The 13750-nt window shown below is 73.5% G+C and carries 15 protein-coding genes; 7 read left to right on the plus strand and 8 right to left on the minus strand.

Annotated elements, in window-relative coordinates; translation table 11 throughout:
• The first annotated feature begins 37 nt into the window (after positions 1–37).
• Positions 38–382 (plus strand): rhodanese-like domain-containing protein, encoded by a 345-nt coding sequence (locus HYE82_RS00465; protein WP_179171852.1) that lies wholly within the window; start codon positions 38–40, stop codon positions 380–382.
• A gap of 65 nt (positions 383–447) precedes the next feature.
• On the opposite strand, the gene HYE82_RS00470 is transcribed toward HYE82_RS00465, so the two are convergent.
• The 6 genes from HYE82_RS00470 to paaA form a co-directional block, all read right to left on the minus strand.
• Positions 448–1593, minus strand: coding sequence for an acyl-CoA dehydrogenase family protein (locus HYE82_RS00470; protein WP_179171853.1), 1146 nt, complete (start codon positions 1591–1593; stop codon positions 448–450).
• A gap of 165 nt (positions 1594–1758) precedes the next feature.
• Positions 1759–2898: a 2Fe-2S iron-sulfur cluster-binding protein gene (locus tag HYE82_RS00475; RefSeq protein ID WP_179171854.1), complete on the minus strand. Its 1140-nt coding sequence runs from the start codon at positions 2896–2898 to the stop codon at positions 1759–1761.
• Positions 2899–3417 (minus strand): 1,2-phenylacetyl-CoA epoxidase subunit PaaD, encoded by a 519-nt coding sequence (gene paaD, locus HYE82_RS00480; protein WP_179171855.1) that lies wholly within the window; start codon positions 3415–3417, stop codon positions 2899–2901.
• Entirely contained in the window at positions 3411–4142 is a 732-nt protein-coding gene (gene paaC, locus HYE82_RS00485; RefSeq protein WP_179171856.1) for a 1,2-phenylacetyl-CoA epoxidase subunit PaaC, read from the minus strand. The genes paaD and paaC overlap by 7 nt, the downstream gene beginning before the upstream one ends.
• Positions 4139–4423, minus strand: coding sequence for a 1,2-phenylacetyl-CoA epoxidase subunit PaaB (gene paaB / locus HYE82_RS00490; protein WP_179171857.1), 285 nt, complete (start codon positions 4421–4423; stop codon positions 4139–4141). Before paaB ends, paaC begins: the two co-directional genes overlap by 4 nt.
• Positions 4420–5433 (minus strand): 1,2-phenylacetyl-CoA epoxidase subunit PaaA, encoded by a 1014-nt coding sequence (paaA, locus tag HYE82_RS00495; RefSeq protein WP_179171858.1) that lies wholly within the window; start codon positions 5431–5433, stop codon positions 4420–4422. Before paaA ends, paaB begins: the two co-directional genes overlap by 4 nt.
• Positions 5434–5569: 136 nt before the next feature.
• Here paaA and HYE82_RS00500 point away from each other — a divergent pair, with 136 nt between their 5' ends.
• From HYE82_RS00500 to HYE82_RS00510, 3 genes are all read left to right on the plus strand, one after another.
• Complete coding sequence (locus HYE82_RS00500; protein WP_306439524.1) at positions 5570–6310, plus strand: DUF5819 family protein; 741 nt, start codon at positions 5570–5572, stop codon at positions 6308–6310.
• Positions 6298–7569: an HTTM domain-containing protein gene (locus HYE82_RS00505; RefSeq protein WP_309144149.1), complete on the plus strand. Its 1272-nt coding sequence runs from the start codon at positions 6298–6300 to the stop codon at positions 7567–7569. The genes HYE82_RS00500 and HYE82_RS00505 overlap by 13 nt, the downstream gene beginning before the upstream one ends.
• Positions 7570–7686: 117 nt before the next feature.
• On the plus strand, positions 7687–8430 hold the full coding sequence (locus HYE82_RS00510; RefSeq protein ID WP_179171860.1) for an RNA methyltransferase: 744 nt from the start codon (positions 7687–7689) through the stop codon (positions 8428–8430).
• Positions 8431–8440: 10 nt separating this feature from the next.
• Here the strand turns inward: HYE82_RS00510 and paaN are convergent, their stop codons facing one another.
• A complete protein-coding gene (gene paaN, locus HYE82_RS00515; RefSeq protein ID WP_179171861.1) occupies positions 8441–10141 on the minus strand; it encodes a phenylacetic acid degradation protein PaaN in 1701 nt (566 codons plus the stop codon).
• Positions 10142–10307: 166 nt separating this feature from the next.
• Between paaN and HYE82_RS00520 the strand changes: the two genes are divergently transcribed.
• The 3 genes from HYE82_RS00520 to HYE82_RS00530 all read left to right on the plus strand — a co-directional run bounded on the left by HYE82_RS00520 (position 10308) and on the right by HYE82_RS00530 (position 13170).
• A complete protein-coding gene (locus HYE82_RS00520; RefSeq protein ID WP_179171862.1) occupies positions 10308–11876 on the plus strand; it encodes a 3-hydroxyacyl-CoA dehydrogenase in 1569 nt (522 codons plus the stop codon).
• Complete coding sequence (locus tag HYE82_RS00525; protein WP_179171863.1) at positions 11873–12463, plus strand: TetR/AcrR family transcriptional regulator; 591 nt, start codon at positions 11873–11875, stop codon at positions 12461–12463. The genes HYE82_RS00520 and HYE82_RS00525 overlap by 4 nt, the downstream gene beginning before the upstream one ends.
• A gap of 152 nt (positions 12464–12615) precedes the next feature.
• Positions 12616–13170 (plus strand): CAP domain-containing protein, encoded by a 555-nt coding sequence (locus HYE82_RS00530; protein WP_309144150.1) that lies wholly within the window; start codon positions 12616–12618, stop codon positions 13168–13170.
• A gap of 78 nt (positions 13171–13248) precedes the next feature.
• Here HYE82_RS00530 and HYE82_RS00535 read toward each other — a convergent pair whose 3' ends face one another.
• Entirely contained in the window at positions 13249–13725 is a 477-nt protein-coding gene (locus tag HYE82_RS00535; RefSeq protein WP_256986795.1) for an Lrp/AsnC family transcriptional regulator, read from the minus strand.
• Between the last annotated feature and the right edge of the window lie 25 nt (positions 13726–13750).

A 13750-nucleotide genomic window follows, 5' to 3' on the forward strand; every position in this document is an offset into this window, starting at 1 on the left:
GGTTGGGGGTCCGACCCGTGATGAGAGAAGGCGACGTATGAACTTCGGACCGCTTCCCTCGGTGGACGCCGCCGCGGTGCCCTCCGAAGGCTTTGTGCTGGACGTGCGCGAGGACGACGAGTGGGCCGCCGGGCACGTGGAAGGCGCCCTGCACATCCCGATGAGCGCCTTCGCCGCCCGCTTCGGCGAGCTGACGGAAGCCGTGGAGGACGGCCGCCGGGTGCACGTGGTGTGCCGGGTCGGCGGGCGCTCCGCGCAGGTCACGCAGTACCTGGTGCGCCAGGGCATCGACGCCGTGAACGTCGACGGCGGGATGCAGGCCTGGGACGGTGCCGGGCGACCGATGGTGACCGACAACGGCGGTCCGGCCTTCGTGCTGTAGGCCCCCACCTCCTGCCCCGCAGCGCGTCGGGCGCCCGCGGGGCGCCGCGGGGTGCGCGGGGCGCCTCAGGCGGTGCGTGCGTGCGCGGCCAGCAGGTCGCCCAGCGTTTCCTCGTGTGCGGCGGCCGGGCCGAGCTGGAGCTCCAGCTGCTTGGCCCAGGCGTGGTAGCGGTGCAGCGGGTAGTCGGTGTCGGCGCCGAAGCCGCCGTGCAGGTGCTGCGCCGTCTGCACGACCCGGCGCACCCCCTCCGAGGCCCAGATCTTGGCGACGGCGATGTCCCCGGCGGGCGGCAGCGGGCCGCCGGCCCCGCCGGTCGCCGCGTCGATCCGCCAGGCCGCCTGCCACAGGGTGGCCTCCATGGCGCGCAGGTCGATGTAGCGGTCCGCGGCCTGCACGGCGACCGCCTGGAAGGTGGCCACCGGGAAGCCGAACTGCTCGCGCTTGCCCGTGTACTCGCCGGTCATGGCGAGCACGGCCGTGCCGAGTCCCAACGCGAGGGCGCAGGTCCCGACGGTGAGGAGCCGGTGCAGCCGCTCCCAGGCCGCCGGGGCGGCGATCAGACGGGCCGCGGGCACCCGGACACCGTCCAGGGAGAGTTCGGCGAGCAGTTCCCCGCTGGTGGAGTACTGGTCGGCCAGGGCCAGGCCCTCGGCGTCGCGCGGGACGAGCGCGAGGACGGCGTTCCCGGCGCCGGTGTGGGCCGGTACGGCGATCCAGTCCGCGGCGTGCGCCCACGGCACGGCGGTCTGCACCCCGTCGAGGATCCAGCCGGTGCCCTCGCGGCGCGCGCCGACGGCGAGTGGGGCGGGGTCGTGGCCGCTGCGCCCGTGGGCGGCGGCGGTGAGGACGAGGCTCCCGGTCGCGGCACCGGGCAGCAGCGCGCGGGCGAGTTCGGGGCTGCCGTGCGCCTGGACGACGGCGGCGGTGGCGCAGTGTTCCAGCAGCGGCACCCGGGCCAGCCGCTTCGCCGCCTCGCGCAGCACCAGGCACAGGGCGATGGCGTCGAGGCCGGCGCCCCCGTACTCCTCGGCCAGGGCCAGGCCGATCAGGTCCGACGCGGCGAGCCGGGCCCACAGCGGCCGGTCGAAGTCGTCGGCGACGGCGCCCGGGGTCAGGGCCGGGCTGGGCACGCCGTCCGGGGCGACCCCGGCGAAGACGGCCTTCGCCGCCTCGGCGGCGGCCTGCTGCTCCTCGGTGAAGGTGAAGTCCACTGCCTGTCCTCCCGCGCGTACACCGGTACCAGGGCTGCACACCGGTGCCCGGGCTCCTGGATCTGACGGAGCGTCAAGATAGAGCAGCTTCCGGGAATTGGACAGACCTCCGGCGGCAGCCCCACGGGGGGCCGCCGCCGGAGGGTTCAGCGGACGGAGCCGTTCTCAGCGGTCGAAGTCGATCTCCACTTCCTCGGTCACCGCGTGGGACTGGCAGGCCAGCACGAACCCGGCGTCCGTCTCCTCCGCCTCCAGCGCGAAGTTCCGGTCCATCCGGACCTCGCCCTTCACCACGAACGCGCGACAGGTGCCGCACACTCCGCCCTTGCAGGCGTAGGGGGCGTCCGCGCGGTTGCGCAGCACCGTGTCGAGCAGGGACTCCCCGCCCTGGACGGGCCAGGTGCCCGAGCGGCCGTCGAGGCGGGCGGTGACCCGGCCGTGCACGGGAGCCGCGGCCGCGGCGCGGGCCGGTGCGGCGGCGTCCTCGACGTGGAAGACCTCCTCGTGGACCCGGCCGCGCCCGACGCCGAGCGTGGCCAGGGCCCGCTCCGCGGAGACGACCAGCCCGTAGGGACCGCACAGGTACCAGCCGGTGACGTCGGCGACGGGCAGCAGCGCCGGCAGCAGGCCCTTCAGGCGCTCCTCGTCCAGCCGCCCGGACGGCAGCCCGGCCTCCTGCTCCTCCCGGGACAGCACCGTCACCAGCTGGAAGCGGTCCGGGTAGCGGTCCTTGAGGTCGGCGACCTCCTCCAGGAACATCGTCGAGGCCTGTGTACGGTCGGTGCGGACCAGGCAGAACCGGGCGTCGGGCCGGGCCGCCAGCAGCGTCGCGGCGATCGACAGCACCGGGGTGATGCCGCTGCCGCCGACGATCGCCGCGTAGTGGCCGCCCGCGGGCGCGGCGGCCGGGTCGATGACGAAGCGGCCGGCCGGGACCATCACGTCCAGCGCGTCCCCGGCGGCGACCTCCTTGTGCGCGAAGGTGGAGAACTCGCCGCCCTCGACGAGCCGTACGCCGACCTGGAGCCGCTCCGGGCCGGGACCGGCGGGATCCGGGGCCGGGGAGCAGATCGAGTAGGTGCGGCGGACCTCCGCGCCCTCGGGGGTCGTCCGGCGCAGGGTGAGGTGCTGGCCGGCGGCGTGCCGGTAGTCGGCGCGCAGCCCTTCGGGGACCGCGAGGGTCAGCGCCACGGAGTCGTCGGTGAGCCGGTCGACCGCCGACACCGTCAGCCGGTGGAAGGCGCCGTGGCGCGGGGGACGCGCGGAGCCCGTCGCCGACGCGGGCGACGGCGTGGACGCGGCCATCTACAGCTCCTTGAAGTGGTCGAACGGTTCACGGCACGCGGTGCAGCGGCGCAGCGCCTTGCACGCGGTGGACGAGAACCTGCTGAGCAGCTCGGTCTCGGTCGACCCGCAGTGCGGGCAGCGCACCGACAGGGCGACGGGGACCGGCCCGTCCGCCGCGTGCGGGCGGGGCGGGGCGATGCCGAACTCGGCCAGCTTGCGCCGGCCTTCGGCGCTGATGTCGTCGGTCGACCAGGCGGGCGACAGGACGGTCCGCACCCGGACGTCCGGTATGCCGTGGCCGGTCAGGGCCCGCTCGATGTCGGCGGACATGGCCTCGATCGCCGGGCATCCGGTGTACGTGGGGGTGAGGGTGACCTCGGCGTGGCCGTCCTCGTGCATCCGCACCCCGCGCACGACACCCAGTTCGGCCAGGGTGAGCACGGGCAGCTCGGGGTCGGGGACGGATCCGGCCAGCTCGGTCAGCTCCGCCTCCAGGCGGCTCAGGGCCTCGGGCGCCTCCTGCGCGCGGGTCACCATGTCGCCCCCGGGTGGCTGCGGTGCAGGTGCTGCATCTCGGCCAGCATCCGGCCGAACGGCTCGGTGTGCAGGCCCTGCCGGCCTGCCCCGGCGGCCCAGGCGCCGGTGCGCGGGCCTTCGGGGAGGGAGAGCCCGGCCCGGCCCAGTACGGCGCCCAGCGCGGCCGTCCAGCGGTCCTCCAGCGCGGTCCAGTCGACCCCGTCGAGGCCCTCCACCGGCTGGAACAGCTCGCCGGTGTAACGCCACAGCGCGTCCAGGCCGGCCCGCATGCGCCGGCGGCTCTCCTCGGTGCCGTCGCCGAGCCGCAGCGTCCACTGCTCGGCGTGGTCGCGGTGGTACGCGGTCTCCTTGACGGCCTTGGCGGCCAGGCCGGCGAACGGTCCGTCCCCGGCGGCGAGCTGCGCGTACAGCTCGTGCTGGTACAGGGAGAAGTACAGCTGGCGGGCGATGGTGTGGGCGAAGTCGCCGTTCGGCTGCTCCACCAGCTGCACGTTGCGGAAGGACCGTTCCTCGCGCAGGAACGCCAGCTCGTCCTCGTCGCCGATCATCGACAGCAGGACGCGGGCCTGGCCGAGCAGGTCGAGCGCGATGTTGGCGAGGGCGACCTCCTCCTCCAGCACGGGGGCGTGGCCGGCCCACTCGCCCAGGCGGTGGGAGAGGACCAGCGCGTCGTCCCCGAGGGCGAGGGCGGCCGCAGCCGGCACGGCGATGTCGGTGCCGGTCACAGGTGGCTCACCCCTTCGGGGATGTCGTAGAAGGTCGGGTGCCGGTACGGCTTGTCGGCCGCCGGAGCGAAGAACGGGTCCCGCTCGTCCGGTGAGGACGCGGTGATCTCGGCGGAGGGCACCACCCAGATGGAGACGCCCTCGCTGCGCCGGGTGTAGAGGTCGCGGGCATTGCGCAGGGCCATCTCCGCGTCGGGAGCGTGCAGGCTGCCGGCGTGTGTGTGCGAGAGGCCGCGCCGCGAGCGCACGAACACCTCCCACAGCGGCCAGTTCTGCGTCATACCCCTGCCTCCTCGTTCGTTGCCGCGGCGGCCGGTGCCGCCGCGTGCTTGGCGGCGTATGCCGCGGCCGCCTCCCGGACCCACGCGCCTTCCTCGTGGGCCCGGCGGCGCTGCCCGAGCCGCTGGTCGTTGCACGGGCCGTTGCCCTTGAGCACGTCCCAGAACTCGGTCCAGTCGATCGCGCCGAAGTCGTAGTGCCCGCGCTCCTCGTTCCACTTCAGGTCCGGGTCGGGCAGGGTCAGGCCGAGCGTCTCGGCCTGCGGAACGGCGATGTCCACGAAGCGCTGGCGCAGCTCGTCGTTGGAGTGCCGCTTGATCCGCCACGCCATCGACTGCGCCGAGTGCGACGACTCGGCGTCCGGCGGGCCGAACATCATCAGCGAGGGCCACCACCAGCGGTCCACCGCGTCCTGCGCCATCGCGTGCTGCTCCGGCGTGCCCTGGGAGAGGGCGAGGAGGAGCTCGAAGCCCTGGCGCTGGTGGAAGGACTCCTCCTTGCAGATCCGCACCATGGCGCGGGCGTACGGCCCGTAGGAGCAGCGGCACAGCGGGACCTGGTTGGTGATCGCCGCTCCGTCCACGAGCCAGCCGATCGCGCCGACGTCGGCCCAGGTCAGCGTGGGGTAGTTGAAGATCGACGAATACTTCTGCCTGCCCGTGTGGAGCTTGTCGAGCAGCTCGTCGCGGCTGGTGCCGAGGGTCTCGGCGGCGCTGTACAGGTACAGCCCGTGCCCGGCCTCGTCCTGCACCTTGGCCATGAGGATCGCCTTGCGGCGCAGCGAGGGCGCGCGGGTGATCCAGTTGGCCTCGGGCTGCATGCCGATGATCTCGGAGTGGGCGTGCTGGGCCATCTGGCGTACGAGCGTCGAGCGGTACTCGTCGGGCATCCAGTCCCGCGGCTCGACGCGGTCGTCGGCCGCCACCGCGGCGTCGAAGGCCGCCGCGAGCTGTGCCGCGAGGCCGGCTTCCAGCCCCGCGTCCTGCCCCGCTTCCGGGGTCACTGCCACCATCCCGGCTCCCTGCCAGAGTCTGTTGGACCGCCCGACCGACCGATCGTTCGGTTCGTTCCCTTCAATGGTGAGTCGGCGGCCCGTAGGGTGTCAACCTCTGTGGTCAACCCTGTGGACGCCGAACGATCGGGACGCGATGGAATCGAACGAGCGCGAGACCGCCGAAGCGGACGCTCCGCCCGCCCGCCCGCCGGCCGTCCCGCCGGCTCTCCCACAGGCCGCAGCGCAGGTCCGCCCGCCGGGGATCGCGGGGCTGTCCGGCCCGTACCGGGCCGTCGCCGCCCTCGCCCTGGCCGCGACCGGCCTCGCCGCCTGCGCCCACCTGGCCCTGGTCTTCCTGCACGTCGCGCCGTCCAACACGCTGAGCAAGCGGCACGCGGCGGTGGTCGACGGCTGGATCTACCCGGAGTTCGAGCAGAACTGGAAGCTCTTCGCCCCCAACCCGCTCCAGCAGAACGTCGCGGTCGAGGTCCGGGCGGAATACCGGACCCCCGGCGGGGAGGTGGTCACCGGGCCGTGGCACGACCTGTCCGCCGAAGACGGCGCGGCCATCGAGCACAGCCTGCTGCCGAGCCACACCCGGCAGAACGAGCTGCGCCGGGCCTGGGACTTCTTCACCGGCTCCCACGACGAGGACGACAATCCCAACGGCGAGCGCGGTGAGCTGTCCGAGCAGTACCTGCGGCGGATTGCCCTGAACCGGCTCGGCGGGACCGGGACCGGGACCGGCACCGGGGCGGGGACGACCGGCCGGGACGGCGAGGTCGTACGGATCCAGCTGCGCTCGGCGACGCGCGCGGTACCCGCGCCGGCCTGGAGCGACGAGCGGACCGACACCCGGACGTACTACCGGGAGCTGCCGTGGTGGACGGTCTGAGACGGGCGCGGGCCGGCGCGGCGCGGGTGCTGGCGAGGGTCACGGGGGAGGCGCTCGGTCCCTACCAGAGCGCCGTCGTCCGGATCGGCTTCGCCGGGACCTGGCTGTTCTTCCTGCTGCGCGAGTACCCGAACCGGCACGAGCTGTACGGGCCCGACGGCCCCTGGAGCTGGGAGCTCGCCCGGCAGCTGGTCGAGTCGAACCACGCCTTCACGGTGCTGCTGTGGTCGGACTCGGTGCTGTGGTTCGAGACGGTCTACCTGGCGGCGGTGCTGGCGAGCGCGCTGCTGATGCTGGGCTGGCGGACCCGGGCCACGTCCGTGGTGTTCATGGCCGGGGTGCTGTCCCTGCAGAACCGCAGTGTGTTCATGGGCGACGGCGGCGACAACGTCATCCACCTGATGGCGATCTACCTGGTGCTCACGCGGTGTGCGCAGGTGTGGTCGCTGGACGCTCGGCGGGCGCGGCTGCGAGGGTCCGCCTCTGCCGGGGCGGCCGGGCCGGTGCTGTGGGGCGTGCTCGGTGCCGTGTCCGCGTACGGGGCCCTGACCGGGCGGTTCGGGCTCGGCTGGTCGGCGGCGTTCACCGCGCTGTGGGTGGCTGCCGCTCTGTGGTGGATGGCCGGGCGCAGCGAGGGCCTCGCGGCCGGGGAGGGCGCCGGGCGGAGCGAGGGGCGGGCCCTTCTGGACGTGCTGGCCAATGCGGTGCACAACGCCGGGATGCTGGTGATCATGGCGGAGGTCTGCCTGATCTACGCCACGGCGGGCTGGTACAAGGTCCAGGGGTCGCGGTGGCAGGACGGGACCGCGTTGTACTACCCGCTCGGGCTGGACTACTTCAGCCCCTGGCCCGGGCTGTCGGCGCTGCTGGCGGGCAGCGGGACGCTGGTGATGCTGCTGACCTACGGGACGGTCGTGCTGCAGGTGGCGTTTCCCTTCACGGTGTTCCACCGGCGGATCAAGAATGTGCTGCTCGGTGTGATGATGCTGGAGCATGCGGGAATTGCGGTGTTGCTGGGGCTGCCGTTCTTTTCGTTGGCGATGATCGCCGCTGATGCGGTGTTCCTGCCGACCGGGTTCCTGGTGGGGGTCGGGGCTGTGGCCGGGCGGCTTCGCCGTCGACCGGGGGCGGGGGTGGCTTCGGCCGGGGCGCCGCCGGTGGCCTTGCCCGCGCCGTCCCGGGATGCCGACCCGGACCCGGCTGCGGCTGTCGGCCCGGATGCCGGCCCGGACCCGGCTGCGGCTGCCGGTTCGCGGTAGATGCCGCTGCGCGGAGCAGCTCACCGCCCCGCCCCTCTTGACGTTCCCCGGGCTCTGCCGGGACCCACGCCCCGATCGCCGGCGGGCCTGGATTCGCGCGGGTCGTAGGCTCGCTGCATGAGTGAACAGACGGTGCGGGAGTGGCATGCGGCTGCGGAGGGCGGCGATCTCGTCCTGCTCGACGGGTTCCATGCGCTGAAGCACGCGCTGCGGTTCGGTGCCGATGTGCGGGTCGCCGTGGCCGATGACCCGGGGGCGGTGCGGGCGCTGGCCGCGCAGCTGGCTTCGGATGTGGAGGACGACGTCGCGCGGCTCGTGCGCGCCGCCGAGCTGCGGACGCTGCTCCCCCGCGTGCACCCCACCGGGGTCGCCGCGCTCGCCGTGCGGCCCGATGCCGCCGAGGGGAGGGCCCTGCTGGATCGGACGCCGCGGACCGCGCCCATCGTCGTGCTCGACAACCCGCGGAACCTGGGCAACGTCGGCGCCGTCGTGCGGCTCGCCGCCGGATTCGGGGCGACGGGCGTCGTCACCCGGGGCGACCTGGACCCGTGGCATCCGAACGTGGTGCGGGCCGGGGCCGGGCTGCACTACGCCACCACCGTGCAGTCCGTGAGCCTGGAGACCCTCCCCGAGGGGCCCGTGTACGCGCTCGACCCGGAGGGCGAGGACATCCGAGCCCTCGCCCTCCCGGACGACGCGCTGCTGGCCTTCGGCTCGGAGCGGCACGGGATCTCGCCCGAACTGCGCGCCCGGGCGGACCACCTCGTTTCCCTGCCGATGCGGCCGCAGGTGTCCAGCTACAACCTGGCGACCAGCGTGGCCATGGCCCTGTTCCACTGGGGAGGGCCCCACCCCGGCTGAGCCGCCGCCGTCACGCCTGGCGGCGGACCTCCACCATGCGGAAGCGGTTCGCGACGAACGCCCCGTCGCACAGCGCGGCGTTCGCGGCCGGGTTGCCGCCCGAGCCGTGGAAGTCGGAGAACGCGGCGGTCTGGTTGACGTACACCCCGCCGGTCAGGTTCAGCGAGAGCTGCGCCGACTCCTCCAGGCAGACCTCCTCGACGGCCCGCTCGGTGTCCGCCGAGGTGGTGTACGCGCCGACCGTCATCGCGCCCTTCTCGCGCACCGTGCGGCGCAGCAGGTCGAGGGCGTCCGACGTGCTGTCCACGGCCACCGCGAAGGAGACCGGGCCGAAGCACTCCGAGAGGTAGGGCGCGGAGTCGTCCGCCTTGCCGGCGTCCAGCTTCACCACGACCGGGGTGCGCACCACGGCGTCCGGGAACTCGGGGTTGGCCACCTCGCGGGAGGCCAGCGCGACCTCGCCGAGGCCGGCGGCCGCCTCCAGGCGGGCCTTGACGTCCGGGTTGACCAGCGCGCCCAGCAGCGCGTTCGCGCGGGCATCGTCGCCGAGCAGGCCGCTGACCGAGGCCGCGACGTCGGCGACGACCTCGTCGTACGTCTTGCGGCCGGCGTCGGTGTCGATGCCGTCCCGCGGGATCAGCAGGTTCTGCGGGGTGGTGCACATCTGGCCGCTGTAGAGCGACAGGGAGAAGGCGAGGTTCGCCAGCATGCCCTTGTAGTTGTCCGTGGAGTCGATGACGACCGTGTTGACGCCGGCCTTCTCCGTGTACACCTGGGCCTGGCGGGCGTTGGCCTCCAGCCAGTCGCCGAACTCCGTCGAGCCCGTGTAGTCGATCACCTTGATCTCGGGGCGGACGGCCAGCTCCTTGGCGATGCCCTCGCCCGGGCGGTCGACGGCCAGGGCCACCAGGTTCGGGTCGAAGCCCGTCTCCTTCAGGACCTCACGGGCGACCCGCACCGTCAGGGCGAGCGGGAGGACGGCCCGCGGGTGCGGCTTGACCAGCACCGCGTTGCCGGTGGCGAGGGAGGCGAACAGACCCGGGTAGCCGTTCCACGTCGGGAAGGTGTTGCAGCCGATCACCAGGGCGACGCCGCGCGGGACCGCCGTGAAGGCCTTGTCCAGCTGCAGCGGGTCCTTCTTGCCCTGCGGCTTGGACCAGTCCGCCCGGCCCGGGACGCGGGTCTGCTCCGCGAACGCGTACGCCACGGCCTCCAGGCCGCGGTCCTGCGCGTGGGGGCCGCCCGCCTGGAACGCCATCATGAACGCCTGGCCGCTGGTGTGCATGACGGCGTGGGCGAACTCGTGCGTCCGCGCGCTGATGCGGGCCAGGATCTCGACGCAGACCAGGGCGCGGGCCTCCGGCCCGGCGTCCCGCCAGGCGCCCATGCCGGCGCGCATCGCGGGCAGCAGCACGTCCGGGTCGACGTGCGGGTACTCGATGCCCAGCGAGGGGCCGAACGGGGAGACCTCGCCGCCCGTCCAGCCGTCGGTGCCCGGCTGGTCGAGGTCGAAGCGGGTGCCCTGGAGGGCCTGGAAGGCGGCGAGGCCGTCGGCGGGGGCGGTCTCGCCGTACGCCTTGGGGTGCTCGGGGTGCGGGGACCAGTAGGCACGGCTGCGGATGGCTTCCAGCGCCTGGTCCAGGGTGGGCCGGTGCTTGGCGGACAGCTCCGACAGGGCGGACGACTGGGGGACGGTGGGCTCGGCGGCCATCAGGGACCAACTCCTCGTTGAGCCGGGCAAGATCAGCTGGATCGCAGACCGGGATCAGGCAGGGGCGGGTGAAGAAGAGCAGACTGGAGTTAGAGTAACCGAACGATCGGTCGGGACAAGAGGGCCCGGCGGACCTGTGGAGAACTCGGTGCGGGAGGATCAGGACATGACAGCAATCGAACGGTCCCGCACCGTTGCGGTGGTCGGCGCCGGCACCATGGGCCAGGGCATCGCCCAGGTCGCGCTCCTCGCAGGCCACCGGGTTCTGATCTACGACATCAACGCCGCCCTCGCCGCCGACGGCGTCGCCATCGTCCAGGACCGCGTCGACCGCATGGCCGCGAAGGGCCGCCTGGAGCCCGCCGAGGCCGAGGCCGCGAACGGCCGGATCCTCGCGGCCTCCGCCCTCTCCGACCTCGCGGACGCCGCGCTCGTCGTCGAGGCGATCGTCGAGGACACCGGCGTCAAGCGCGCGGTCTTCGCGGCACTCGAAGAGGTGCTGGCCGCGGACGCCCTGCTGGCGACCAACACCTCCTCCCTCTCCGTCACCGAGCTGGCCGGGGGCCTCGCGCACCCCGGCCGCTTCCTGGGCCTGCACTTCTTCAACCCGGCCCCGCTGCTCCCCCTCGTCGAGGTGGTCAGCGGCCACGCGACCGACCCGGCCGCCGCCGAGCGCGGCTACCGCACCATGCTGAGCTGGGGGAAGACGCCGGTCCGCTGCGCCGACACCCCCGGATTCATCGTCAACCGCATCGCCCGCCCCTTCTACGCCGAGGCCTTCGCGGTGTACGAGGAGCAGGGCGCCGACCCGGCCACCATCGACGCCGTGCTCCGCGAGTCCGGCGGCTTCAAGATGGGCCCGTTCGCGCTGACCGATCTGATCGGCCAGGACGTCAACGAGGCCGTCACCCGGTCGGTGTGGGAGTCCTTCTGGCGCAGCCCCAAGTTCACCCCCTCGCTCGCGCAGCGCCGGCTGGTCCAGTCGGGCCGCCTCGGCCGCAAGTCGGGGCACGGCTGGTACCCGTACGGCCCGGACGCGCCGGCACCGGTCCCGCACACCGCCGCCCCCGCGGAGGCCCCGGAGAAGGTCACCGTCGTCGGCGACCTCGGCCCCGCCGCGGACCTGGTGGACCTGATGGAGGAGGCCGGGATCGCGGTCACGGCGGCCGGGACCGGGGGCCCGTACATCCAGCTGCCCGGCGAGGGGCAGCTGGTCCTCGCGGACGGCAAGACCTCCGTCGAGTTCACCGACGTCGTCTACTTCGACCTGGCGCTCGACTACCGCGGGGCCACCCGCATCGCGCTCTCCGCCGGAGAGGACACGAGCGAGCAGACCCTCGCCGAGGCCGTCGGGCTGTTCCAGAAGCTCGGCAAGCAGGTCTCGGTCATCGGCGACGTCCCGGGCATGATCGTGGCCCGTACGGTCGCGATGCTGATCGACCTGACCGCCGACGCCGTCGCCCGCGGCGTGGCCTCCGCCGAGGACATCGACACGGCGATGCGGCTCGGCGTCAACTACCCGCTGGGGCCGTCCGCATGGCACGAGCGGCTCGGCGCCGACTGGGCGTACGACCTGCTGCACAACCTCGACGAGCGCTGCCCGGGCGGCCGCTACGCGCCCTCGCTGGCGCTCTTCAAGCTCGGCTACGCGGAATCGCCAGAGGACGCCGAGGACGCAGAGGACGCCCACGAGGAGGCTCCCGAGGACGCCGCCACGGCGGAGGAGAGCGCATGACGACCGCCAGGCGGGACACCTACACCCCCGAGTCGCTCCTGACGGTCGCGGTCCAGGTCTTCAACGAGCGCGGCTACGACGGCACCTCCATGGAGCACCTCTCCAAGGCGGCGGGCATCTCCAAGTCCTCGATCTACCACCACGTCGCGGGCAAGGAGGAGCTGCTCCAGCGCGCCGTCAGCCGCGCGCTCGACGGGCTCTTCGCCGTGCTCGACGAGCCGGGAGCGGTGCAGGGACGGGCGGTCGAGCGGGTCGAGTACGTCACGCGCCGCACGGTGGAGGTCCTGGTCGGGGAGCTGCCGTACGTCACGCTGCTGCTGCGGGTGCGGGGCAACACCCGGACCGAGCGCTGGGCGCTGGAGCGCCGCCGGGAGTTCGACCACCGGGTCGCGGAGCTCCTCCAGGCCGCCGCGGCCGACGGGGACCTGCGGGCGGACGTGGACATCCGGCTGGCCACCCGCCTGCTGTTCGGGATGGTCAACTCCCTGGTGGAGTGGTACCGCCCGCACCCCGGCACCACCCCGGACCAGCTGGCCGACGCCGTGGTCCACATGGCCTTCGACGGGCTGCGGACGGTCCGCGGCTGATCCGCTGGAACGGATCGCCGGGCTTGCGGCGATTTTGGAGTCCCGGATGGCGACCGGGCCGACCCGATGGCAGCCTGGGTAAGAAGTTCCCGGCGACCGGTCGCCACCTCCGCACCGCTGTACACACAGTTCCCCGCGGGAGGTGGACCCTCGTGACAAGCCGTGCTTCTCGAACCCGCTCTCTTCTCGGCCCCCTCGTGGCCGCTGCCCTCTCCGCCGCGCTGGTACCCGTCGCTGCGCCCCCGACCGCGGCCCAGGGCTGCGACACCTCCGTGGTGTGCCTGATCAACGCCCAGCGCACCAGCCGAGGGCTGCCGGCCCTCACCGTCAACGGACCGCTGACGAACGCGGCCCGGCAACACGCGGTCGCCGCCGTCCAGCAGAAGTGGTGGGGTCCGGGCAAGGACCCGCACACCAACCCGCAGACGGGTTCCACGCCGCACAGCCGCATCACCGCGGCCGGCTACTGCCCGAACCCGCGCTCGTGGGCGTTCGGCGAGATCGCCTACACCGGCTGGGGCACGGGAGGTTCTCCCAAGGCCGCCGTCAACTGGTGGATGAACAGCCCGGGCCACCGCGCGCTCATCCTCGACGGCTCCATGCGCGACATCGGCAGGTGGGCGCAGCCCGGTTCGGCCGACCCGGCCGGGGCCGGCGCGAGCAACGCCTGGACCTATGTGGTGACCTTCGGCCGCTGCCGGCAGTGATCCGGCCGGATCCGTCCGTGGTCCGGCACCGTTCTCGCGCCGTCCGGCCCGTCCTCGGCGGGCGCCGCCGGCCTGCCGTCAGTCCTCCGGGAGGGCCGGGCCGGCTCCTGCGGCCCCCGGGGCCGAGTCGAGCAGGTCCGTCTCCTCGAAGACCAGCAGCGTGCGCGTGGAGAGCACCTCCGGAATGGCCTGGAGACGGGTGAGGACCAGCTCCCGAAGGGTCCGGTTGTCGGGGGTGTGGACCAGCAGCAGGACGTCGAAATCGCCGCTGACCAGGGCGATGTGCGCAGCGCCCGGCAGCTCGCGGAGCTTCTCGCGGACCGTGCGCCAGGAGTTCTGCACGATCTTCAGAGTGATATAGGCAGAGGCGCCCTGACCTGCCCGTTCGTGGTTGACGCGGGCCGTGAAGCCGCGGATCACCCCGTCGTCGATGAGCCGGTTTATTCGGGCGTAGGCGTTCGCGCGCGACACGTGGACCTGCTCGGCGACCGACCGTATCGAGGCCCGGCCGTCCGCCTGGAGCAGCCGCATGATCGACCGGTCGATGGGGTCCAGCGGGCGGGGAGGGGCGGACGGGGTC

It is taken from the genome of Streptomyces sp. BR123 (assembly GCF_013401435.1).
Taxonomy (GTDB): Bacteria; Actinomycetota; Actinomycetes; order Streptomycetales; family Streptomycetaceae; genus Streptomyces.

Coding starts and splice junctions, on each gene's coding strand:
- HYE82_RS00465 (WP_179171852.1), top strand. CDS start 38: ATGAACTTCGGACCGCTTCCCTCGGTGGACGCCGCCGCGGTGCCCTCC.
- HYE82_RS00475 (WP_179171854.1), bottom strand. CDS start 2,898: ATGGCCGCGTCCACGCCGTCGCCCGCGTCGGCGACGGGCTCCGCGCGT.
- paaD (WP_179171855.1), bottom strand. CDS start 3,417: ATGGTGACCCGCGCGCAGGAGGCGCCCGAGGCCCTGAGCCGCCTGGAG.
- paaB (WP_179171857.1), bottom strand. CDS start 4,423: ATGACGCAGAACTGGCCGCTGTGGGAGGTGTTCGTGCGCTCGCGGCGC.
- paaA (WP_179171858.1), bottom strand. CDS start 5,433: ATGGTGGCAGTGACCCCGGAAGCGGGGCAGGACGCGGGGCTGGAAGCC.
- HYE82_RS00500 (WP_306439524.1), top strand. CDS start 5,570: ATGGAATCGAACGAGCGCGAGACCGCCGAAGCGGACGCTCCGCCCGCC.
- HYE82_RS00510 (WP_179171860.1), top strand. CDS start 7,687: ATGAGTGAACAGACGGTGCGGGAGTGGCATGCGGCTGCGGAGGGCGGC.
- paaN (WP_179171861.1), bottom strand. CDS start 10,141: ATGGCCGCCGAGCCCACCGTCCCCCAGTCGTCCGCCCTGTCGGAGCTG.
- HYE82_RS00520 (WP_179171862.1), top strand. CDS start 10,308: ATGACAGCAATCGAACGGTCCCGCACCGTTGCGGTGGTCGGCGCCGGC.
- HYE82_RS00525 (WP_179171863.1), top strand. CDS start 11,873: ATGACGACCGCCAGGCGGGACACCTACACCCCCGAGTCGCTCCTGACG.